The following is a 19,613-nucleotide window of genomic DNA, read 5'->3' as shown; positions in this document are numbered from 1 at the left end:
GGTGCTGAGAGGTAAACAGAACGCAGCCTACCGCCCCAGGCTGACTCAAACCCTTCGGCGGCGACTCTGCTTGATACGGTACATCGCCGCGTCGGCGCTGGCCAGCAGCGTGTGCGCGTCGTGCGCGTCGCGCGGGAACAGACTCACGCCGATGCTGGCTCGCACCGGGAAGGGCTGGCCTTCGATGTCGAGCGGAGACTCGAAGGCCTGCTCCAGCTTGGCAGCGATCTGCAGGGCCGCATCTTCGGAATCCACGTTCTCGCACAACACGGTGAATTCGTCGCCCGCAAGCCGGGCCACGGTGTCGGCCTGGCGCACGGCGCCTACGATGGTGCGGGCCACGGCCTGCAACACCAGGTCGCCCACGGCGTGCCCCCGCCCGTCATTGATGGCCTTGAAGTCATCCAGGTCCACAAACAGCAGCGCGCAGTCACGCCCGCTGCGGCGCGACAGCTCCAGCGCCTGCGCCAGGCGCTGCTCGAACATGCGTCGGTTGGGCAGGCCGGTGAGTGCGTCGTGGTGTGCCAGGTGGGCCATGGCATCGCGGCTGGCGTTGAGTTCGGTCATCTGGCGCAGGATCTGCTGCTCCATGTCTTGAAAGCTGCGCGCCAGCTCACCCACCTCGTCCTCGCGATCCACCGGCAGCACGCCGTGGGGACGTCCCTGCGGCAGTGCCTGCGTGGCGCGCACCATGGCTTTGAGGGGCTGGGTGACCACGCGTGAAACCAACGCCGCCAGCACCACCCCCACGGCACTCAGCACCAGCAGGATCTTGAGGATGCTGTTGCCCAGGTTCACCACCTCGCCCTGGACCGCCGCCAGTGGTTGCGAGAGCCCCACCACCATGAACCGCTTTTCCTCCTCGCGCCCGAAGGGCATGCGCACGAACGAGAAGACGCGGGCCTCTTCGTCGTCAGTGCCCGGCAGGCTGAGCACCACCTCTTCCTGGTGGCCCCCGACCAGTGCGGCCACGGGCGCAAAGCTGTCCTGGATCAGGATGCGCTGGCCCCGGTCGAACCCGAAGGTCTGGCTGGCGTCCGGGTGCACCAGAAAATCGCCCCAGCGGTTGCTGAGGAAGAAGCCATAAGGCGCGGGCAGCGCTGTGTTGAAGCTACGCAGGAAATGCTGCGCCGCCACACGCACCACCACCACGCCACGCACCTGGCCACCCCGCACCACGGGCGAAGCCATGCTGAACACGGGCAGCGGCTCGGCATCGGCTGCGCCTTCGTGGTTGATGCCGAACTCCGACACATAGACCTCGCCCGGCGCCAACGCCAGGGTTTCGAACACAAAGGGGAAGTGGGCCTTCTCCTGCAGTTCGTCCTCGCTGGCGCGGACCCAGGCGTCGCCAGTCCGGTCGATGCGTACGAGCTCCAGGCCAAAGTCCTGCACGCCGATGAAGCGGATCTGCAGGTAGCTCGGGTGGGTGATCAAGCTGGCACGGAACACATCAGCCAGCACGTTCTTGTCCTGCTCTATGGCCGCCACACTGGCCAGAAAAGCAGTGTCGCGCGCCACGGTGCCAAAGCCGGCTTGCATGTGGCGCGCCAGCACCTGCGTGGTGGCCAGCAACGCCTGTTCGGCCCGCCCCTGCAGGCGCGCGCGGCTGGAATCAAAGGTGTAGTAACCCGCAAGAATGGCCGCAAACACACTGAAGGACGCGAGCAGCATCCCCAGCCGCAGCGCAATGCCCCATTTCATGCGGGTTTTCATGGCTCAGAACCGGTTCGGTCGGTCGCCCGACAGGATGCGCTGCCACAGCTGCGCGCGGCGGGCCTCGTCCTCCACGGGCTCCAGCCACACAATGGCGCCTGCGGGGGCATCGCCCGACAGCGCGGGCGGCTCTTCGAGCGTGTTGGCCAGGCCCTGGCGCCGGGTCAGTTCGCGGCTGACGGAGGGGTCGAGCATGTAGTTGATCCACTCGGTGGCCAGCGCCACCTGGGTAGACCGGCGGGTGATGGCCCAGCAGTCCAGCCAGGCCAGCGCCCCTTCGCGCGGTACCACGTAGCCCACATCCAGACCCGCATCCCGCAACTGCTTGAGCTGCTGCTGGCCATAGTTGGCATGCATGACCGCAATGCGGTGTTTGCGAAACAGCTCCAGCGACTCTTCGGGAAGGCTGTAAAACGAGCGCACGTTGCGGCGCAGGGCCACCAGATCCCGCGCCAGCGGGCCAAACTGCGCGGCGGGGATATGGAATGGAGCCATCCCCCGGTACATCGCAGCCAGCGAAAAACCGTGGCTGCTGCCGTCAAATGCCAGCACGCGCCCGCGCCAGCGGGGGTCCCACAGCACGGCAATGGAGGCAGGCGGGGTAGTGATCTGCTGGCGGTCGTAGATCAGCCCCATCTCTGAATAGGTGTAGGGCATTGCATACACATCCGAACCCTGCGCAATGCCAGCGATGGCATGCAGTCGCCGAAAGCGCGGCAGTTGCCGCTCGGCGTTGGGGATGTTGTGCACGGGCAACGGTGCGAGCAGCCGGCGCGCCACCAGCCGCGCAATTTCGGCCGTATTGGCGGCCACCAGATCAAAACCGGCTCCCTGAGGGTTGGCCAGCTTGGCACGCAGCACATCGTCAGAGGCGACGGTGGTGATCTCCACCTTGGCGCCATGGCGCTTCTCGAAAACCGCCACGATATCGGGATCGGCATACCCGGGCCAGGACAGCACACGCAGCACCGGCGCCGCCTGTGCGGGCGTGGGCCACAGGCCTGTTGCCACCAGCGGCAGCAGCGCAGCCACATCCCGGCGCCGCAGCATGTGCTGCGCCGGGGTGCCTGCCCCACCCACCGCCTGGTGCCGCAACGTGACTGCCATGCCGAAAGCCCCGCTTCTGCAATATCTGGTAACAAATAGTTTACGCGGACAATACGGGGTGTGACGATCCCACAGTCTTTCATTCAGGAGTTGCTTGCCCGCGTCGATGTGGTCGACATCGTGGGCCGCTACGTGCCATTGAAGAAAGGTGGCGCTAATTTCATGGGGCTGTGCCCCTTCCACGGCGAAAAATCCCCCTCGTTCAGCGTCAGCCCCGCCAAGCAGTTCTACCACTGCTTTGGGTGTGGAAAGAACGGCAATGCCATCAGTTTCCTCATGGAACACGCGGGTATGGGGTTTGTCGAGGCGGTACAGGATCTGGCCCAGCAGGTGGGCCTGCAGGTACCGGACGACGACATCTCCCCACAGGAAAAAGAGCGCGCCGCCGCCGCCCGCCAAAAGCAGGCCACGCTGACCGATGTGCTCGAAAAAGCCGCCGACGCCTACCGCCGCCACCTGCGCGAGTCACAACGCGCTATCGGCTACTTCAAAGGCCGTGGCGTCTCGGGCACCGTGGCCAAGCGCTATGGCCTGGGCTACGCACCGGAGGGCTGGCGCAGCCTGGCCAGCGTGTTCCCGCAATACGACGACCCGCTGCTGGAAGAGAGCGGGTTGGTCATCGTCAACGACGAAGATGGCGGCAAGCGCTATGACCGGTTTCGCGACCGGGTGATGTTCCCCATCCGCAACGTCAAGGGCGAATGCATCGGTTTTGGCGGGCGGGTGTTGGGCGATGACAAGCCCAAGTACCTCAACTCACCCGAAACCCCGGTGTTCCACAAGGGGCGCGAACTGTATGGTCTGTTCGAGGCGCGCACCGCCATCCGCGAGCATGGCTACGCGCTGGTCACCGAAGGCTACATGGACGTGGTGGCGCTGGCGCAGCTGGGCTTTCCGAATGCGGTGGCCACGCTGGGCACGGCCTGCACACCTGAACATGTGCAAAAGCTTCTGCGCTTTACGGAATCGGTGGTGTTCAGCTTCGATGGCGACGCGGCAGGTCGGCGCGCTGCGCGCAAGGCACTCGACGGCGCCCTGCCCCATGCCACGGACACGCGCAGCATCAAATTCCTCTTCTTGCCTGCAGAGCATGACCCCGACAGCTTCATCCGCGCCAACGGCACGGACGCTTTTGCCCGGCACGTGAGCGAGGCCGTGCCGCTCAGCCGCTTCCTGGTTGAATCAGCAAGTGATGGCTGCGATCTGGCCACCGCCGAGGGCCGCGCCCACATGGCCAGCAACGCCCGCCCGCTGTGGACGGCCCTGCCCGATGGCGTGCTCAAGCGCCAGGTGCTCAGCGATCTGGCGGACCTGACCCAGCTCAAGGCCCAGGACCTGGCCGACCTGTGGGGGCAGGCCACGTCGCGCGAGGCACCCCGGTCCTCCCACTCTGGCTACTCTGGCCACCCTGGCGCAGGCAGTGCGCCAGCCCGGCAGGCCCCGGCGGCCTACGATCACGAACCGCCGTCCTGGGACGCCCCGCCCGATGCCGGAACGTGGCCTCCCCAAGGGGAACCGGCCGGAGGATATCCAGGCAGCTATGGCAATGGCAATGGCAGCGGCTACGGCAACAACAGGCCCGCATTCCGCAAGGGTGGCGACTGGAAGAGCAACTGGAAGAAAAAGGACAAGGACTCCCCCTGGCCACCCCAGCCCCGCCTGCCACGCACCCCCACGGCCAGCCGAGCGGACCATGCTGCGCGCCTGCTGCTGTCGCACATGGCGTTTCTGGAGGAGCTGACCCACGACGACCACACCACCCTGTGCGCGCAGCCCGCCCCCCACGGCCCGCTGTTCAGCTGGCTGGAAGCACAGTTTCATGAACATGGCCCCTTGGCCTGGGCTGTGCTGCGCGAAAGCCTGCGCGAGCACGAATGCGAAGCGCTGGCCGTCAAGGTGATGACGGGCTCGCACGCCCAGACCGAAGGCGCAATGCAGGAGCTGCGACTGGAACTGCGCGACCTGCTCAACCGCATGCAGATTGAGGACATCGAGGCACAGCAAAAGCTATTGATGCTCCAAGCGGCTGATGACCCGACGGCCCTGGAGCGTTACCGCGCTTTGGAACAAAAGCGCAGGGTTTTACTCGGCGTGGCTGCAAAGGCGGCTTGAAATCAGCGCCAAAGGTATAATGTAGGGTTAGTTATTGGCAAGAGCGACAGCAGCACCTCCGAGCCGGACCACCGTGACAAACGCGCACAACCGTCCAACCATCGCAAGGACTGCACACCAAATGATCGCCCAGACATCTTGCCCCTGAGGGCCTCCCCTCAAAGCGTAAAGCCCTCGTAGCTTTGCGTTGCCACCCGCGCCGGGACCTGAGGCGCTTGCGTTTTCTTTGTGTCCGTTTTTGATCCTGAGGTTGTTCCATGCCCGCTCAAAAGTCCGCGAAGCCACTCAAGTCTGCTCCAGGTACCGCCGCAAAGGCTGCCACCAAAACCGCTGCCAAAGCCCCGGCCAAGGCTGCTTCTCAAAAAGCTGCCGCCGCGCCCGCCCCGGTTGCCAAGAAAGTGAAAACTGTGCCTGTGAAAAGTTCTGCCGAGCTGACCAAAGCTGCCGATGAATTGCTGAAGAAAAAGCCTGCCCGCGCCAAGGCTGCAGCATCCGACGACGAAGAAACCCCGAAGAAGCGCCCAGGCCGCCCTGCCAAGGCCGCTGGTGCCGCTGAAGCCAAGGCCCCCGCCAAGCGCGGACGCAAGCCCAAGGCTGCGGCCGCTGGCGACGAAGGCGGTGACGACACCGACCTGTCCGACATCGAGGCCGACCTGGAAGGTGAAGTCGAAGAAACCACCGAAACCGCAGCCACGGTTGAGAAGGTCAAGCCGCTGCGCATGAAGATCAGCAAGGCGAAGGAACGCGCCTTGATGAAGGAATTCGGCCTGGACGAAACCGTCCTGTCCGAAGAGGACATGGCCAAGCGCCGTGCGCGCCTGAAGGCCCTGATCAAGCTGGGCAAGACGCGCGGCTACCTCACCCACGTTGAAATCAACGACCACTTGCCCGACAAGCTGGTCGATGCCGAAACCCTCGAAGCTGTCATCACCACGCTGAACGACCTGGGTGTGGCGGTGTACGAGCAGACGCCCGACGCTGAGGCGCTGATCATCACGGACAACGCCCCCGCAGGCGCCACCGAAGAAGAAGCCGAGGAAGCCGCTGAAGCCGCGCTGTCCACGGTGGACTCGGAGTTCGGCCGCACCACAGACCCGGTTCGCATGTACATGCGCGAAATGGGCACCGTGGAGCTGCTGACCCGCGAAGGCGAAATCGAAATCGCCAAGCGCATCGAAGGCGGCTTGATGGCCATGATGGAGGCGATCAGCGCATCGCCCGCCACCATCGCCGAGATCCTGAACATGGGCGAAGACATCCGCGAAGGCAAGGTCGTGATCTCGACCATCGTGGACGGCTTCTCCAACCCCAACGAGGCCGACGACTATGTGGCCGAAGAAGACTTCGACGAATTCGACGAAGCCGATGACGACGACGGCAAGGGCGGCTCCAAGGCGCTGACCAAGAAGCTCGAAGAACTCAAGAAGCAGGCTCTGGAGCGCTTCGACAAGCTGCGCGAGCTGTTCGAAAAAGTGCATAAGGTGTACGACAAGGAAGGCTACGGCACCCCTGCGTACGTGAAGGCGCAGCAGGCCCTGTCGGCCGAGCTGATGACCATCCGCTTCACCGCCAAGACCATCGAGAAGCTGTGCGACATGGTGCGTGGCCAGGTGGACGATGTGCGCAAGAAGGAACGCGAGCTGCGCCGCATCATCGTGGACAAGTGCGGCATGCCCCAAGAGACGTTCATCAAGGACTTCCCGCCCAACCTGCTGAACCTGCAGTGGGTCGAAAAGCAGGCCACTGCTGGCAAGCCCTGGTCGGCCGTGATTGCGCGCAACATCCCGCCCATCCAGGACCTGCAGCAAAAGCTGATGGACCTGCAGTCGCGCGTGGTCGTGCCACTGGCAGAGCTGAAAGGCATCAACAAGCGCATGAACGAAGGTGAAGCCACCTCGCGCGATGCCAAGAAGGAAATGATCGAGGCCAACCTGCGCCTCGTGATCTCGATTGCCAAGAAGTACACGAACCGTGGCCTGCAGTTCCTCGATCTGATCCAGGAAGGCAACATCGGCCTGATGAAGGCGGTGGACAAGTTCGAATACCGCCGGGGCTACAAGTTCTCGACGTACGCCACCTGGTGGATTCGCCAGGCCATCACCCGCTCGATCGCCGACCAGGCGCGCACCATCCGTATCCCGGTGCACATGATCGAGACGATCAACAAGATGAACCGCATCAGCCGCCAGCACTTGCAAGAGTTTGGTTTTGAGCCCGATGCGTCCATCCTGGCGGCCAAGATGGAAATCCCCGAAGACAAGATCCGCAAGATCATGAAGATCGCCAAAGAGCCGATCTCCATGGAAACGCCGATCGGGGACGACGACGACAGCCACCTGGGCGACTTCATCGAAGACGGCGCCAACACCGCGCCCATCGAAGCCGCCATGCAGGCCGGCCTGCGCGACGTGGTCAAGGACATCCTGGATGGCCTGACCCCGCGCGAAGCCAAGGTGCTGCGCATGCGCTTCGGTATCGAGATGACCAGCGACCACACGCTGGAAGAAGTGGGCAAGCAATTCGACGTGACCCGCGAGCGCATTCGCCAAATAGAAGCCAAGGCGCTGCGCAAGCTCAAGCACCCCAGCCGCTCGGACAAGCTGCGCAGCTTCATCGACTCGCTGTAATCCCTGCCCAGCCAGCGGCACACTGAACCCCAGCATTCGTTCAGCACAACGCCCTGCCCCGCAATTGCGGCGCAGGGCGTTTTTCATGGCCAATCCGTTGCGCAAGGCCCAGCGCGTTTACCCTGATACTCCCGACAGCAGACTGACAGCTTGGATGGTGACCATTGCCACCACGTCCAATCAAAAATTGGGAGACTTCCCTGCAGCGTTGCAAGCCGCCCTCTTGCGGCGAGGCTGCGCAGAGAAGCCGACCCTGCTGTCCGGTTGCGTGAAGGACATGCTTTTCACCCCCGCGTTTTCACGAGGTACCCCATGACCCCCCTCAGCCGCCGCAAGGCACTCGCACATGCTGCACTTGCCGCTACGGCGTGGACCGCTTTGACCCCGGCCGCATGGGCGCAAGCCAGCGCCACGGCAGCCCGCCCCACCGCCCCCAAGGCCCCCAAACTGGCGGGCACACTGCGCATCGTGATCCCGGCCAACCCCGGGGGCGGCTGGGACCAGACGGGCCGCGCGCTGGGAGTGGCCCTGGCTGCGGTGGGCGCGGCGGACCAGATCGAGTACGAGAACATTGGCGGCAAGGGCGGCACCATCGGCCTGGCCAAATACGCCGAAAAATACGGCAACGACCCCAACACCCTGCTGATGGGCGGCATGGTGATGGTGGGTGCCGTGGCGCTGCAAAAGCCCGCCGTCGACATGAGCCACATCCAGCCCATTGCCCGGCTCACCAGCGATTACCTGGTGGCAGCGGTAGCCGCCAAATCCCCTATCAAGAACACCAAGGACCTGGCCGATGCCATGCGCGCCGACCTGCGTGCCCTGCCGGTGGCGGGGGGCTCGGCCGGTGGGGTGGACCACATCTTCGCCGGGGTGCTGGCCCGTGCCTCCAAGGCCAAGCCGGAAGACCTGGTCTACAAACCCTTCCCCGGTGGCTCTGAAGTGGTGGACGCCCTGGTGTCGGGCAACGCGGCGGTGGGGCTGTCGGGCTACAGCGAATTCAGTGATGCGATAGCCGCAGGCAAACTGCGCGCCATCGGCGTGTCGTCCCGCCGCAGCGCCTTCGGCCTGCCCGCCTTCCGCGAGCAGGGGCTGGATGCCACCATGGCCAACTGGCGGGGCGTGTTCACCGGCAAAGGGGTGCCCAGCGCCCGCATGGCCGAGATGCTGGCCGCCGTGGAGGCCGCCACCGCCCATGAATCCTGGCTGCGCACGCTCAAAAGCAATCGCTGGGAACCCTCTTGGCTGACAGGCAAGGATTTGGCAGAGTTCATGGAACTGGACCTCACCACGGCACGGGTGATGGTGTACCTGCTCAAGCTGAAGGCATGAAGTGCAACAAGGCCTCTGTGCGGCTGCGGGGCGCCACCCTCGGGCCATACCGGTTTCAGGTTGCAGGCGACGTGCAGCAAGATGGAAAACCGAGATCAACCTTGGGAGCTGACCGATGAAAATGTCCAACCACTCCATCGGCGCACGCATGGCCACCGCCCTGGGCCTGGTGCTCGCGCTCCTGCTGGGCGCTGCCCTGTTCGGCATTGCGGCCCTGTACAGCAGCCTGGGCACCTACGAGACCACGGTGCAGGAACGCGTGGCCCAGGAACGTGCGGTGAGCCGCATGGAAAACGAGTTCAAGACCCAGGTGCAGGAGTGGAAGAACACCCTGCTGCGGGGTGAGGATTCGCGCAAGCGCGAACTGCACTGGGCAGCGTTCCAGGCCAGTGAAAAGCGGGTGGCCGACGCCGCCAAGGCGCTGGAGCCGCAACTGACCGATGCGCAGGAAAAGGCAGCGCTGCAGAAATTCACCCAAGCCCACGCGCAGATGGCACAGGGCTACCGCAAGGGTTTTGAGGTGTTCCAGTCGCTCGGTTTTGTGCCCTCTGCGGGTGACGCGGACGTGGCCGACATCGACCAGGGCCCGGCCAAGCTGCTCACCGCACTGAGCGAGCAGGTGGCCGCCAGCAGCGCGACCATTGCAGAGCAGGCGGCCCTGAGCGCGCGGCGTGCGCTCATCAGCAGCCTGGTAGCGCTGGCACTGGTCACGGCCCTGGGCGGCTGTGCGGGCTGGCTGCTCACACGCTCGGTAGTGCGCCCGCTGCGGGTGGCGGTCTCGGTGGCCAACAAGGTGGCGGCCGGCGATCTGACCACCACCATCGAGGTCGATGGCAAGGACGAACCCGCGCGGCTGCTGGAAGCCCTGCGCACCATGCAGGAGAACCTGGAAAACGTGGTGTCGGGCGTGCGCAGCAACGCCGAGGGCGTGGCCAGTGCCAGCGCCGAAATTGCCCAAGGCAATGTGGACCTGAGCATGCGTACCGAAGAGCAGGCCTCGTCGCTGGACGAAACCACCTCTTCGATGCAGCAGCTGCAGGCCACCGTGCAGCAAAACGCCTCCAACGCCCAACGTGCCAGCGAGCTGGCCAAGAGCGGCGCATCGGTGGCCCAGCGCGGTGGCGACGTGGTAACGCAGATGGTGACGGTGGTTCAGGGCATTCAAGACAGCTCACGCCGCATTTCCGACATCATCGGCGTCATCGACAGCATCGCGTTTCAGACCAACATCCTGGCGCTCAATGCTGCCGTGGAAGCAGCACGCGCCGGCGAGCAAGGACGCGGCTTTGCCGTGGTGGCCAGCGAGGTGCGCAACCTGGCCACCCGCAGTGCCAGCGCCGCGCGCGAGATCAAGGCGCTGATCCAGACCAGCGTGGAGCGCGTGCAGGCCGGCTCTGACCTCGCCCGCAACGCGGGCAGCACCATGGGTGAAGTCGTCTCGTCCATCCAGGGCGTGAGCGCGCTCATGGACGAAATCAGCCAGGCGAGCGCGGCCCAGACCTCTGACATGCTGCGCGTCACCCAGGCCATCGTGCGCATGGACGAAACCACCCAGCAAAACGCCGCCCTGGTGGAAGAAAGCGCCGCCGCCGCCGGCAGTCTGAGCGGCCAGGCCCGCCAGCTGGTGGAGGCCGTGGAGGTGTTCCGCCTGCGCCACCAGCAGCCGCAGCTTCAGAACCTTCACCACCACCCGGCGGGGCAGCGCGCCCTGACGGCACCGCAGGGTTGATGAATAGCTATAAAAAACATAGCTACCAGCGCTTGTCACATAAGCGCTAACGCCCAAAAATCTTCAAATTTCGGCTCGACCGAGCGCAGCCTGACCCGGCAGACGACTTCGTGCGGGCGACGCAGGATTACGCCCTTCGGGCAACCCACGCGCCGCGCATCGCAGCCCCGCGTCAATCCATCGTCACGTGGGCGTTTTTCACGACCTGCGCCATGCGCGCCACCTCGGATCGAAAGAACGCGGCTGCTGGCTCCGGAGGGGTAAGCTTGATTTCGTAGCCCTGGGCGATGAGCGCATCGCGCGCCTCGGGCATTTCCATCGCGGCCTTGAAGGCGGCATACAGGCGTTGCAGCTCGGCCTTGGGCAGGCCGGCAGGCCCCACCGGGGCGATCCAGCCGTCAAGCTCGTAGCCCGGCAAGCCCTGCTCCGCAATGGTGGGCACACCGGGCAACGACGGCACGCGGCTGGCCGTGGTCAAGCCCAGGGCGCGCAACGCTCCCGACTTGATGTGCGCTGCCGCAGGCGCTACCGCCACCACGGCCAACTGCACCTGGCCGCCCAGCACATCGTTCATGAGCGGGCCCATGCCCTTGTAGGGAATGTGCTGGATCGACACCTTGGCCTGGTCCACGAACATGGCTGCTGCCAGGTGCAGGATGGTGCCGTTGCCCGACGAGCCGTAGTTGAGGACGCCGGGTTTGGCCCTGGCCAGCGCGATCAGCTCCTGCACGGTCTTGACGGGCACCGAGGGGTGGGCCACCAGCACAAAGGGCGTGGCGCCAAGGATGGTGATGGGCGTGATGTCGGCGAGCGAGTCGAATGGAATGTTCTTGTACACGCTGGGGTTGACCACGTGGTTGTTGGACACCACGCCGATCACCGAGCCGTCCTTGGGCGCCCGCACGATCTGCGTGGTGCCGGTGATGCCGCCCGCGCCCGGCAGGTTCTCGATGACCACGGGCTGGCCCAGCGCCTTGGCCAGGCTGGTGCTGATGGCACGGATCGCGCCGTCGGCCCCCGAGCCCGCCGACAGCGGCAGGATCACGCGCAGCGGCTTGCCATCACCCTGGGCACGGGCCAGGCGGGGCAGGCCCCAGGCGGCGGCGCCCAGCGCGGCCGCGCCGGTTGCCAGCGCCTGGCGGCGCGTGAGCACGCCATGGCCGGCGGGCGAGATGCGGTGCATGTCAAAAGCAGGGGTGGGCTGGGGCACGGTTGTCTCCGGTAGTGGGGTTGGAATCCGGGGCCTGCGGTCTGCGCCGCGTGAGTTGCCCCGGTCGTCAAGGAAAAATCAGGCAATGGCCCCGGTGGCCTGCAGCGCGGTCACTTCATCGGCTGTGTAGCCCAGGCCCTGCAGCAGCTCGGCCGTGTGCTGGCCCAGGCGGGGCGGGTCGCAGCGCACATCGAGCCGCTGGCCGTCCATACGCAGCGGCATCAGCGTGATCTGCGCGGTCTGCCCGGCACGTTCGCCATCGGGCAGCGTGATGTCGGCCAGTCCGCCCGTGGCTTGCAGGTGCGGGTCGTCAAACAGTTCTTCGGGCCGGCGGATGGGTGCAAACGGCAGGCCGTGGCGCTCGAAGATGGCCGCCAGTTCATCGGCCGTGTGCTGCGCCAGCCGCTCGCGCAGCACGGGCATCAGCGTGGGGCGGGCGCGTACGCGGTCGTTGTTGGTGGCCAGGCCGGTGTCGGCCTTCAGGTCGGCATAGCCCATGGCGTCGCAGAAGGTCTGCCACTGCGCATCGCTCACCGCGGCCAAAAAGATCTGCCCGCCGTCCTTCACGCTGAACACGTCGTACACGGCCCAGGACGAGATGCGGTCTGGCATGGGGGCCGCGGGTTTGCCGGTGACGGCGTACTGCATCATGTGCTGGCCGACCAGGAAGACGTTGTTCTCGAACAGGGCCGAATCCACCTCCTGCCCCCGCCCGGTGATGCCGCGCTGCATCAGCGCCGCCATCGCGCCAATCGCGCCGAACATGCCGCCCATGATGTCGTTCACGCTGCTGCCCGCGCGCAGCGGGTCGCCGGGGCGGCCGGTCATGTAGGCCAGGCCGCCCATCATCTGCACCACCTCGTCCAGCGCCGTGCGGTGCTCGTACGGGCCGGGCAAGAAGCCGGTGTGGTTGACGTAGATGAGGCGCGGGTTGACCTGGCTCAGCGCAGCGTAGTCCAGGCCGTACTTCGTCATCACGCCGGGCTTGAAGTTCTGCGCCACCACATCGGCCGATGCCGCGAGCTTGCGCGCCGCCGCCAGGCCCTCGGGGCTGCGCAGGTCGAGCGCGATGCTCTTCTTGTTGCGGTTGAACATGGGGAAAAAGCCCGCGCCCGCACCCAGCAGGTGGCGCGTGCGGTCGCCGTCCACGGGCTCGACCTTGATGACCTCGGCCCCCAGATCGGCCAGCACCATGCCGCAGGTGGGGCCCATGACCATGTGGGTGAACTCCACCACACGCAGGCCTTCCAGCGGCAGGCGGGGGGACGAGGGAGTGGCGGGTGTGTCGTCGTTCATGTTCAGGTCGTTCCGAAAAGGGGTTCAGGCCGTTGCTGCCAAGCGCAGCACGGCGGGTGCGGCATTCTGCGGCAGCCCGGCCTGCCAGAGGGTGCCATGCAGGGTCTCGCCCGCCAGCCATCCGGCCACGCGCTGGCGCAGCGCGAGCAGCGCAGTCACATCGATGCCGGTGGCGATGCCCATGCGCTCCAGCATGAACACGAGGTCTTCGGTGGTGACATTGCCGCTGGCTCCCGGCGCGTGCGGGCAGCCGCCGATGCCCGCCAGGCAGGCATCAAAGCGCGTGATGCCTGCCTGCCAGGCGGCATAGACGTTGGCCAGGCCCATGCCGCGCGTGTCGTGGAAGTGCGCGCAGGCCAGGCGGTCGCCCACCAGCGCCCGCGCTTTGCCAAACAGGCGGGCGACCGCAGCCGGGTCGGCATAGCCCACGGTGTCGGCCAGGCTCACGCGGTCGGCGCCCGCATCCAGCAGCGCTTGCATCAGGCGCAGCACCTCGCTCTCGGCCACCTCGCCCTGCAAGGTGCAACCAAAGGCCGTTCCCACGCCACCTTCGATCAATGTGCGGCTGCCGCTGGCATCGCGCAGCGCGCGGATGTGGGCCACCTCGGCCACCACCTCGTCGGGCGTCTTGCGCAGGTTGGCCAGGCTGTGGGCGTGGCTGGCAGACAAGGGCACCACCATCAAGTCAGCGCCCTGCTCCAGCGCGCGTTCGGCGCCTTTGTAGTTGGGCACGAGCACCGAGGCCACCAGGCCCGGCAGGGTTTTGGCGTGGGCCAGCACCTCGGCCGTATCGGCCAGCTGGGGCAGCAGCCGGGCGGGCACGAAGGAGCCCACCTCGATCTCGCGCTGGCCAGCGGCGTATGCGGCGTTGATCCAATCGATCTTGTGCGCGGTGGAGACCACGGTGGCAATGCTTTGCAGGCCGTCGCGCAGACCCACTTCGCGGACGGTGGCACGCGCCGGGGTGGTGGAAGCGGTAGAGGGGGTAAGCACTGCGTTGTCTCCTGCGGGTGGTGTTCTGCCGTCGATTCTAGAAATTCCCAACAGAATCAGAAAATACATTTTGGAAGCCATATGATTCCAAACAGGAATATCAAACACCTGGAGACAAGCCCATGCGCGATCTGGACCTGCAGACCCTGCGCCTCTTTGCCGCCGTGTGCGAGCAGCGCAGCATCGCGCGCGTGGCCGAGCAGGAGTCCATCGTGGGCTCGGCCATCAGCAAGCGGCTGGCGCAGCTGGAAGACACGGTGGGCACGGCGCTGCTACTGCGCAAACGCCGTGGCGTGGTGCCCACCCCGGCGGGCGAAACCCTGCTGGAGCACGCGCGCACCATGCTGGCCAGCGTGGGCCAGATTGAACGCGACATGGCGGCCTATGCCACCGGCACGCGGGGCCATGTGCGCATGCTGGTCACGGCCTCGGTGATGGCCGAATCACTGGCAGACGACGTGGCCGCTTTTCTGCAAGACCCGGCGCACCGCGACATCCAGGTAAGCCTGGAGGAGCGCGTGAGCCCGGACGTCGTACAGGGCATCCGCGACGGCAGTGCCTCCATCGGCATCTGCTGGGACGCGGCCGACCTTACAGGCCTGGAAACCTGCGGCTACCGTACCGACCACCTGGCCGTGGTGGCCCATGCGCTGCACCCGGTGGCCCAGCACCAGAGCGTGCGTTTTGCCGACGTGCTGGACCATGAATTCGTCAGCATGCCCGCACTGAGCGCCGTGCAGGTGTTGCTGGCGCGCGCTGCGGCCGTGGAGGGAAAGATGCTGGCGCACCGGGTGCTGGTGTCCAACTTCGATGCGGCACTGCGGGTGGTGCGGGCCAACCTGGCCATCAGTGTCGTGCCGCGCGAAGTGGCCCTGCCTTTTGCCCAGACTGCGCCCATCCGGGTGGTTCCACTGAGCGACCCTTGGGCCCGGCGGCGCTTCGCCATCTGTTACCGCAGCGCCCAGATGCTGGCCCCGGCCGCACAGTTGCTGGTCAGCCACCTGGCAGGGCTGGGCCGTCAGGAATGACCGTCTAGGAGCCTGTCAGGCTTGGCAAATGGACCGCAGCGGTCCATTTTTGGCTTCGCCGCTCTTCGAGAACACCGCCTTTTTGCCCCATAGCCGGGCTATGGGGCTGCAAATCCGGCAAAAACTGTCCTCGCTGGGGCCAGTTTTCGCTTTCGACGCTCCAAGTCCTACAGGCTCCCAGAACCGTGGCCCTACCGCAACAGTTTGACTTGTAACACAGGTTTTTCGGGGTGTAGCGCATGTGTGGTGTGCGTTCTGAGCTACCAAACTTGTAGCAAAATGGGTTCCGCGCTATAGTCTCAGCGCATCACCGGGCCCGGCATTCGCCCACCCGAATGAATATTTGATCCAACACTTGCGCGAGGAGAAGCGTCCATGAGCTCCAAAGAAAATGCCGCCATCAACCAGTTGTTCGAGCGGCTCGAATGCCGTTACGCACTGCGCGTGCTGTGGGCCCTGAAGGACGGTCACCCCCAGACCTTCCGCCTGCTGCAGGACAGCGTGGGGGGCATCACCCCCAACACGCTCAACACCCGCATCAAGGAACTGCGCGAAGCCGGTTTTGTAGACCACGGCAGCGACGGCTACACCGTCACCCCCTCGGGCGCCGACCTGCTCAAGCGCCTGTCGGACGTTCAGGCCTTCGCCACCCGTTGGGTCGCTGGCCGCGCTAAAAAAGCCTGACGCCAAACAGCCTCCCCGCCCCACTCAGGGAAAAGCCCCGCCGGACCTCCGCGCGGGGCTTTCGTTAAAATAGGGGTCAAAAATGCTGCTAGCGCTTAACCATCAAGCGCCAATAGCTCTTTTTTTAATAGCAAACAAGGAATTTCACCCATGGCACTGACCACCACCGCATCCGGCCTGCAATACGAAGACACCACCGTGGGCGAAGGCGCCGAAGCCACCAAGGGCCAGAACGTGTCGGTGCACTACACCGGCTGGCTCTACAACAACGGCGAGCAAGGTGCCAAGTTCGACTCCAGCCGCGACCGCAACGACCCCTTCGAGTTCTCGCTGGGCGCGGGCATGGTCATCAAGGGCTGGGACGAAGGCGTGCAAGGCATGAAGATCGGTGGCCAGCGCACCTTGATCATTCCTGCCGCCCTCGGCTACGGTGCACGCGGCGCGGGCGGCGTGATTCCACCGAACGCCACGCTCAAGTTCGACGTGGAACTGCTGAAGGTCGGCCGCTGAGCGCTGCGCCCTGTGACGCACCAAACACAAAGCGGCCTGGGGCCGCTTTTTTTGTGCCAACACTTCACGCATGAACCTGGTGCGCCTCTCGGGGGAGAGGATCCGGGCGCCTCAATCAAAAAGCGCTTCGTCCAGCCGCTTGAATTTGGCGTCACCCACCGCCTCGCGGATCTTGGGTGCCAGCGCCGCCAGATCCTCGAAGCTGCCCGCCCCTTCCACCGCCAGATTCAACCGGAATCCACGCAGCCCCAGCCCCGCTGTCAGCTCGGTGGCGATGGGGTAGGCCGCCTGGTAGCGCTCCTTGGGTGAGCGCCCGGAGCCCTCCAGCGGCGACGCCACCGTCCCCAGATCGGTGGCCGGTGCAGGCTCTGCCGTCGCATCATGCGGGGTGGCAAAAGCTGCAGGCAGAGACTGCCCCGGCAGCGGAGCCAGCAGTCCCTGCGCAATCATGGCCTGGACATCCTCCTGCGTGATCCCCATGGCTGCCGTGGCCGCCAGTATTTCGCCCGTAGAGCGCTTTCCGTCAAAAAGAATAAATGCCGAGCGCTGACGTGAGCTGAGGCTACCGCGCCGATCCTTGAGCGCTTCCTGCCCTGCCTGCGTTTTGACGAGAACCATGAATCTCCTTGAGCTGAACCATTGTGGTGTGACCGAGGCTCACCCCGACAGGTAAGCTTTTACGCCCCAGATTCTCACGTTTGCGCAGGCTTGGTAATCGGGGTTTACGCATAACCCCTTACAGGCGCACGGGCAGAGCACTCCAGCCTGCCAACGCAAGCCCCCCCTACATCTCTGACCGGATGCGCGGCAGCGCCGGGGCAGGCCGGGTCAGCCAGCTCACCACCACCGTCACCACCAAGCCGGTGGGCACGCCAAACACCCCGGCCGAGACGGGCTGAATACCAAACCACAGCCCGTCTGCCAGCATCCAGCTGGGCAGCGCGCGCATGGCGGGCACATGCGACAGCAGGTAGTACACCGCCACGCCAAGCCCTGCCAGCATGCCCGCCACCGCCCCCTGCCGCGTGGTGCCACGCCAGAAGATACCCAGCACCATCACCGGCACAAAGGCCGAAGCCGCCAACGAGAACGACGCCGACACCATCGGCAGAATCTCAGAGGGTTTGAGCGCCGCTACAAATGCCGCCGACAGGGCCACGGACAGCAAGGCAAACTTGCTCAGAATCACACGCTGCTCCGGCGACGCCTGGCGCTTTGCGTCCTGAAAATACAGGTCGCGCACCAGGGCGTTGCTGATGGTGAGCAGCAGCCCATCAGCGGTAGACAGCGCCGCCGCCAGCCCGCCAGCCGCCACCAGGCCCGACACCACATAGGGCAAGCCCCCCAGCTCCGGCGTGGCCAACATGATGAGGTCGGCCCCCAGCCGGATCTCTCCAAACTGCACGATGCCGTCAGCGTTCACGTCTTCCACCGACAACAGCGAGCTGTCCACCCGCGCCCATTGGGCCATCCAGGTGGGCAAAGCCTCGAAACTGCTGCCCACCAGGTTTTGCATGACCTCGAATTTCACCAGCACCGCCAACGCGGGCGCACTCAGGTACAGCAAGGCGATGAAAAACAGCGACCACGCCACCGATGCCCGCGCTGCCGACACCGTGGGCGAGGTGTAGTAGCGCGTGAGCAGGTGCGGCAAGCCTGCCGTGCCCACCATCAGGCAGAACATGAGTGCCAGGAAGTTGCGGCGCGTCAGCTCGTAGTCGCGTTGCTCATCGGGCGTGCCCTGCGGGTCACCCACATACGCCTGGCTGTGCAGGGGCAAGCCGCCCAGGGGACGCGCACGCTCGTAGTTCTCGCGCATTTCGCGGGTCCAGCGTTCGCGCGCCGCTGCGGCATCGCGCGGCAGGGCCGCCAGCTCGCGGCTGGCCGTGACGATCAAACCTACATCAGCGTTCTGGGTGCGCAGCGCGCGAATGCGCTCCCGCCCTTTCTCGCGCTCCCGCTCCAGGGCGCCTTCCACATCACGCAGCCGCGCCTCAAAATCCTGGGCGCGCCGCAGGTAGGTCTGCACCACCTGATGCTCTGCGGGGGAATCGAGCAGCTGCGCTTCCAGGTCGGCGATCTTGCTGATCTGCGCGCCATAGACTGCGGGCGCCAACGGGTTGCCCAATTGTTTGTACGCCAGCCAGGACACCGGGATCAGGAACGCCAGCAGCACCACCACATACTGCGCCACCTGCGTCCAGGTGATGGCGCGCATGCCACCGAGGAAGGAGCACAGCAGCACCCCGCCCAGGCCCAGCATGATGCCGATCTCGAACTGCACACCGGTCAGGCGCGAAGCGATCAGCCCCACACCGTAAATCTGCGCCACCACGTACGTGAACGAACAGAGCACCGCCGCCAGCGCCGCAATCACACGCGGCCACCGGCCGCCAAAACGCACATGGAAAAAATCGGGCACGGTGTACAGGCCCATGGCGCGCAGGTGCGGTGCGATCAGCATCGCCACCAGGCAAAAGCCTCCCGTCCACCCCAGCAGATAGGCCAGCCCCCCGGCCTGCCCCGGTGTGCCGGAAAAACCCTGCAGGTAAAGCGCCCCCGACAGACTGATGAACGATGCGGCACTCATCCAGTCTGCCGCTGCCGCCATGCCGTTGTACATGGGCGGAATGCGCCGACCCGCCACGTAGTATTCCTCGGGGTCGGTGGTACGGCCATAGACACCGATGCCCGCGTAGACCATCACCGTGAGGAACAGAAAAATGGGCCCGATCCAGTGCCGCGAAAGCCCCTGGTGCTCTGCCCAGGTCATCAGCGCCAGAAAGGCCAGCACACCGGTCACATACAGCGCCAGGATGCGGTGCAACCGCCATAGATAGGCCCGGTCGGTGTCGGAAGAATTGTTTTCAGCCATGGTCAGCCGTGGGGGCGGTCCGCGTCGTCCGAAAGGGCGACGGCATCCGCTGCGAGGCGCTCCGCATCCTGCCGTTCGAAGCGGTTCATGGCCCAGCCATAGACCACCACAATGCCGATGAACACCAGCACTGCCCCCTGCGCCGCAATCCAGTAACCCAGGGGCCAACCGCCAAAGACCAGCACCTGCAGGTCCCGGGCGAAATAGGTGGCACCAAACGACACCAGCGCCCACAGCAGCAGCAAGCCGGCCTTGAGCTTGAGATGCCGCACATCGTGCAGATCGGGCGGGAACGGGCCCGCCATTTCGGCATCTGCAGAACGCCGGTGCTGCTGCGGTGGCTGCATCACAGGCACGGCATCAGGGACGCAGTGGCGGGTGGTGCAGTCGGCAC

15 protein-coding genes are annotated in these 19,613 nt (G+C 65.4%); 7 read left to right on the top strand and 8 right to left on the bottom strand.

Annotated features, from left to right (window positions below; genetic code table 11):
* Positions 1-45 precede the first annotated feature (45 nt).
* Positions 46-1,716: a diguanylate cyclase domain-containing protein gene (locus C8C93_RS03270; protein WP_233559231.1), complete on the bottom strand. Its 1,671-nt coding sequence runs from the start codon at positions 1,714-1,716 to the stop codon at positions 46-48.
* 3 nt (positions 1,717-1,719) lie between these two features.
* Positions 1,720-2,823, bottom strand: coding sequence for a PotD/PotF family extracellular solute-binding protein (locus C8C93_RS03265; RefSeq protein ID WP_121505906.1), 1,104 nt, complete (start codon positions 2,821-2,823; stop codon positions 1,720-1,722).
* A gap of 60 nt (positions 2,824-2,883) precedes the next feature.
* Between C8C93_RS03265 and dnaG the strand changes: the two genes are divergently transcribed.
* From dnaG to C8C93_RS03245, 4 genes are all read left to right on the top strand, one after another.
* Complete coding sequence (gene dnaG / locus C8C93_RS03260; RefSeq protein WP_121505905.1) at positions 2,884-4,935, top strand: DNA primase; 2,052 nt, start codon at positions 2,884-2,886, stop codon at positions 4,933-4,935.
* 257 nt (positions 4,936-5,192) lie between these two features.
* Positions 5,193-7,562, top strand: a complete 2,370-nt coding sequence (gene rpoD, locus C8C93_RS03255) for an RNA polymerase sigma factor RpoD (protein ID WP_055398678.1) — start codon at positions 5,193-5,195, stop codon at positions 7,560-7,562.
* 312 nt (positions 7,563-7,874) lie between these two features.
* Positions 7,875-8,894, top strand: coding sequence for a tripartite tricarboxylate transporter substrate binding protein (locus tag C8C93_RS03250; protein WP_055398679.1), 1,020 nt, complete (start codon positions 7,875-7,877; stop codon positions 8,892-8,894).
* A 115-nt stretch (positions 8,895-9,009) separates the two neighbouring features.
* A complete protein-coding gene (locus C8C93_RS03245) occupies positions 9,010-10,623 on the top strand; it encodes a methyl-accepting chemotaxis protein (protein WP_233559230.1) in 1,614 nt (537 codons plus the stop codon).
* Positions 10,624-10,795: 172 nt separating this feature from the next.
* On the opposite strand, the gene C8C93_RS03240 is transcribed toward C8C93_RS03245, so the two are convergent.
* The 3 genes from C8C93_RS03240 to C8C93_RS03230 form a co-directional block, all read right to left on the bottom strand.
* Entirely contained in the window at positions 10,796-11,806 is a 1,011-nt protein-coding gene (locus tag C8C93_RS03240) for a tripartite tricarboxylate transporter substrate binding protein (protein WP_121508636.1), read from the bottom strand.
* A gap of 105 nt (positions 11,807-11,911) precedes the next feature.
* Positions 11,912-13,129, bottom strand: a complete 1,218-nt coding sequence (locus C8C93_RS03235; protein WP_121505904.1) for a CaiB/BaiF CoA-transferase family protein — start codon at positions 13,127-13,129, stop codon at positions 11,912-11,914.
* 24 nt (positions 13,130-13,153) lie between these two features.
* Positions 13,154-14,122 (bottom strand): hydroxymethylglutaryl-CoA lyase, encoded by a 969-nt coding sequence (locus C8C93_RS03230; RefSeq protein ID WP_121505903.1) that lies wholly within the window; start codon positions 14,120-14,122, stop codon positions 13,154-13,156.
* Positions 14,123-14,244: 122 nt separating this feature from the next.
* On the opposite strand from C8C93_RS03230, the gene C8C93_RS03225 reads away from it, so the two are divergent.
* The 3 genes from C8C93_RS03225 (at position 14,245) to C8C93_RS03215 (ending at position 16,344) form a co-directional block, all read left to right on the top strand.
* Positions 14,245-15,150 carry a LysR family transcriptional regulator gene (locus C8C93_RS03225; protein ID WP_121420622.1) on the top strand — a complete coding sequence of 302 codons (906 nt, stop codon included), beginning with the start codon at positions 14,245-14,247 and terminating at the stop codon, positions 15,148-15,150.
* 375 nt (positions 15,151-15,525) lie between these two features.
* On the top strand, positions 15,526-15,834 hold the full coding sequence (locus C8C93_RS03220; protein WP_010464095.1) for a helix-turn-helix domain-containing protein: 309 nt from the start codon (positions 15,526-15,528) through the stop codon (positions 15,832-15,834).
* Between the two features lie 150 nt (positions 15,835-15,984).
* Positions 15,985-16,344, top strand: a complete 360-nt coding sequence (locus C8C93_RS03215) for an FKBP-type peptidyl-prolyl cis-trans isomerase (RefSeq protein ID WP_055398683.1) — start codon at positions 15,985-15,987, stop codon at positions 16,342-16,344.
* A gap of 111 nt (positions 16,345-16,455) precedes the next feature.
* On the opposite strand, the gene C8C93_RS03210 is transcribed toward C8C93_RS03215, so the two are convergent.
* From C8C93_RS03210 to C8C93_RS03200, 3 genes are all read right to left on the bottom strand, one after another.
* On the bottom strand, positions 16,456-16,962 hold the full coding sequence (locus C8C93_RS03210; protein ID WP_055398686.1) for a hypothetical protein: 507 nt from the start codon (positions 16,960-16,962) through the stop codon (positions 16,456-16,458).
* A gap of 166 nt (positions 16,963-17,128) precedes the next feature.
* Positions 17,129-19,219 (bottom strand): VC_2705 family sodium/solute symporter, encoded by a 2,091-nt coding sequence (locus C8C93_RS03205; protein ID WP_121505902.1) that lies wholly within the window; start codon positions 19,217-19,219, stop codon positions 17,129-17,131.
* Positions 19,220-19,221: 2 nt separating this feature from the next.
* The gene (locus tag C8C93_RS03200) at positions 19,222-19,566 is read right to left on the bottom strand and encodes a DUF4212 domain-containing protein (protein WP_121422795.1); all 345 of its coding nucleotides are present in this window, start codon (positions 19,564-19,566) and stop codon (positions 19,222-19,224) included.
* Between the last annotated feature and the right edge of the window lie 47 nt (positions 19,567-19,613).

It is taken from the genome of Acidovorax sp. 93 (assembly GCF_003633835.1).
GTDB lineage: Bacteria > Pseudomonadota > Gammaproteobacteria > Burkholderiales > Burkholderiaceae_C > Acidovorax > Acidovorax facilis.
The sequence above is the reverse complement of the archived record's forward strand: the minus strand, read 5'-3'. Positions and strand labels throughout refer to the sequence as shown.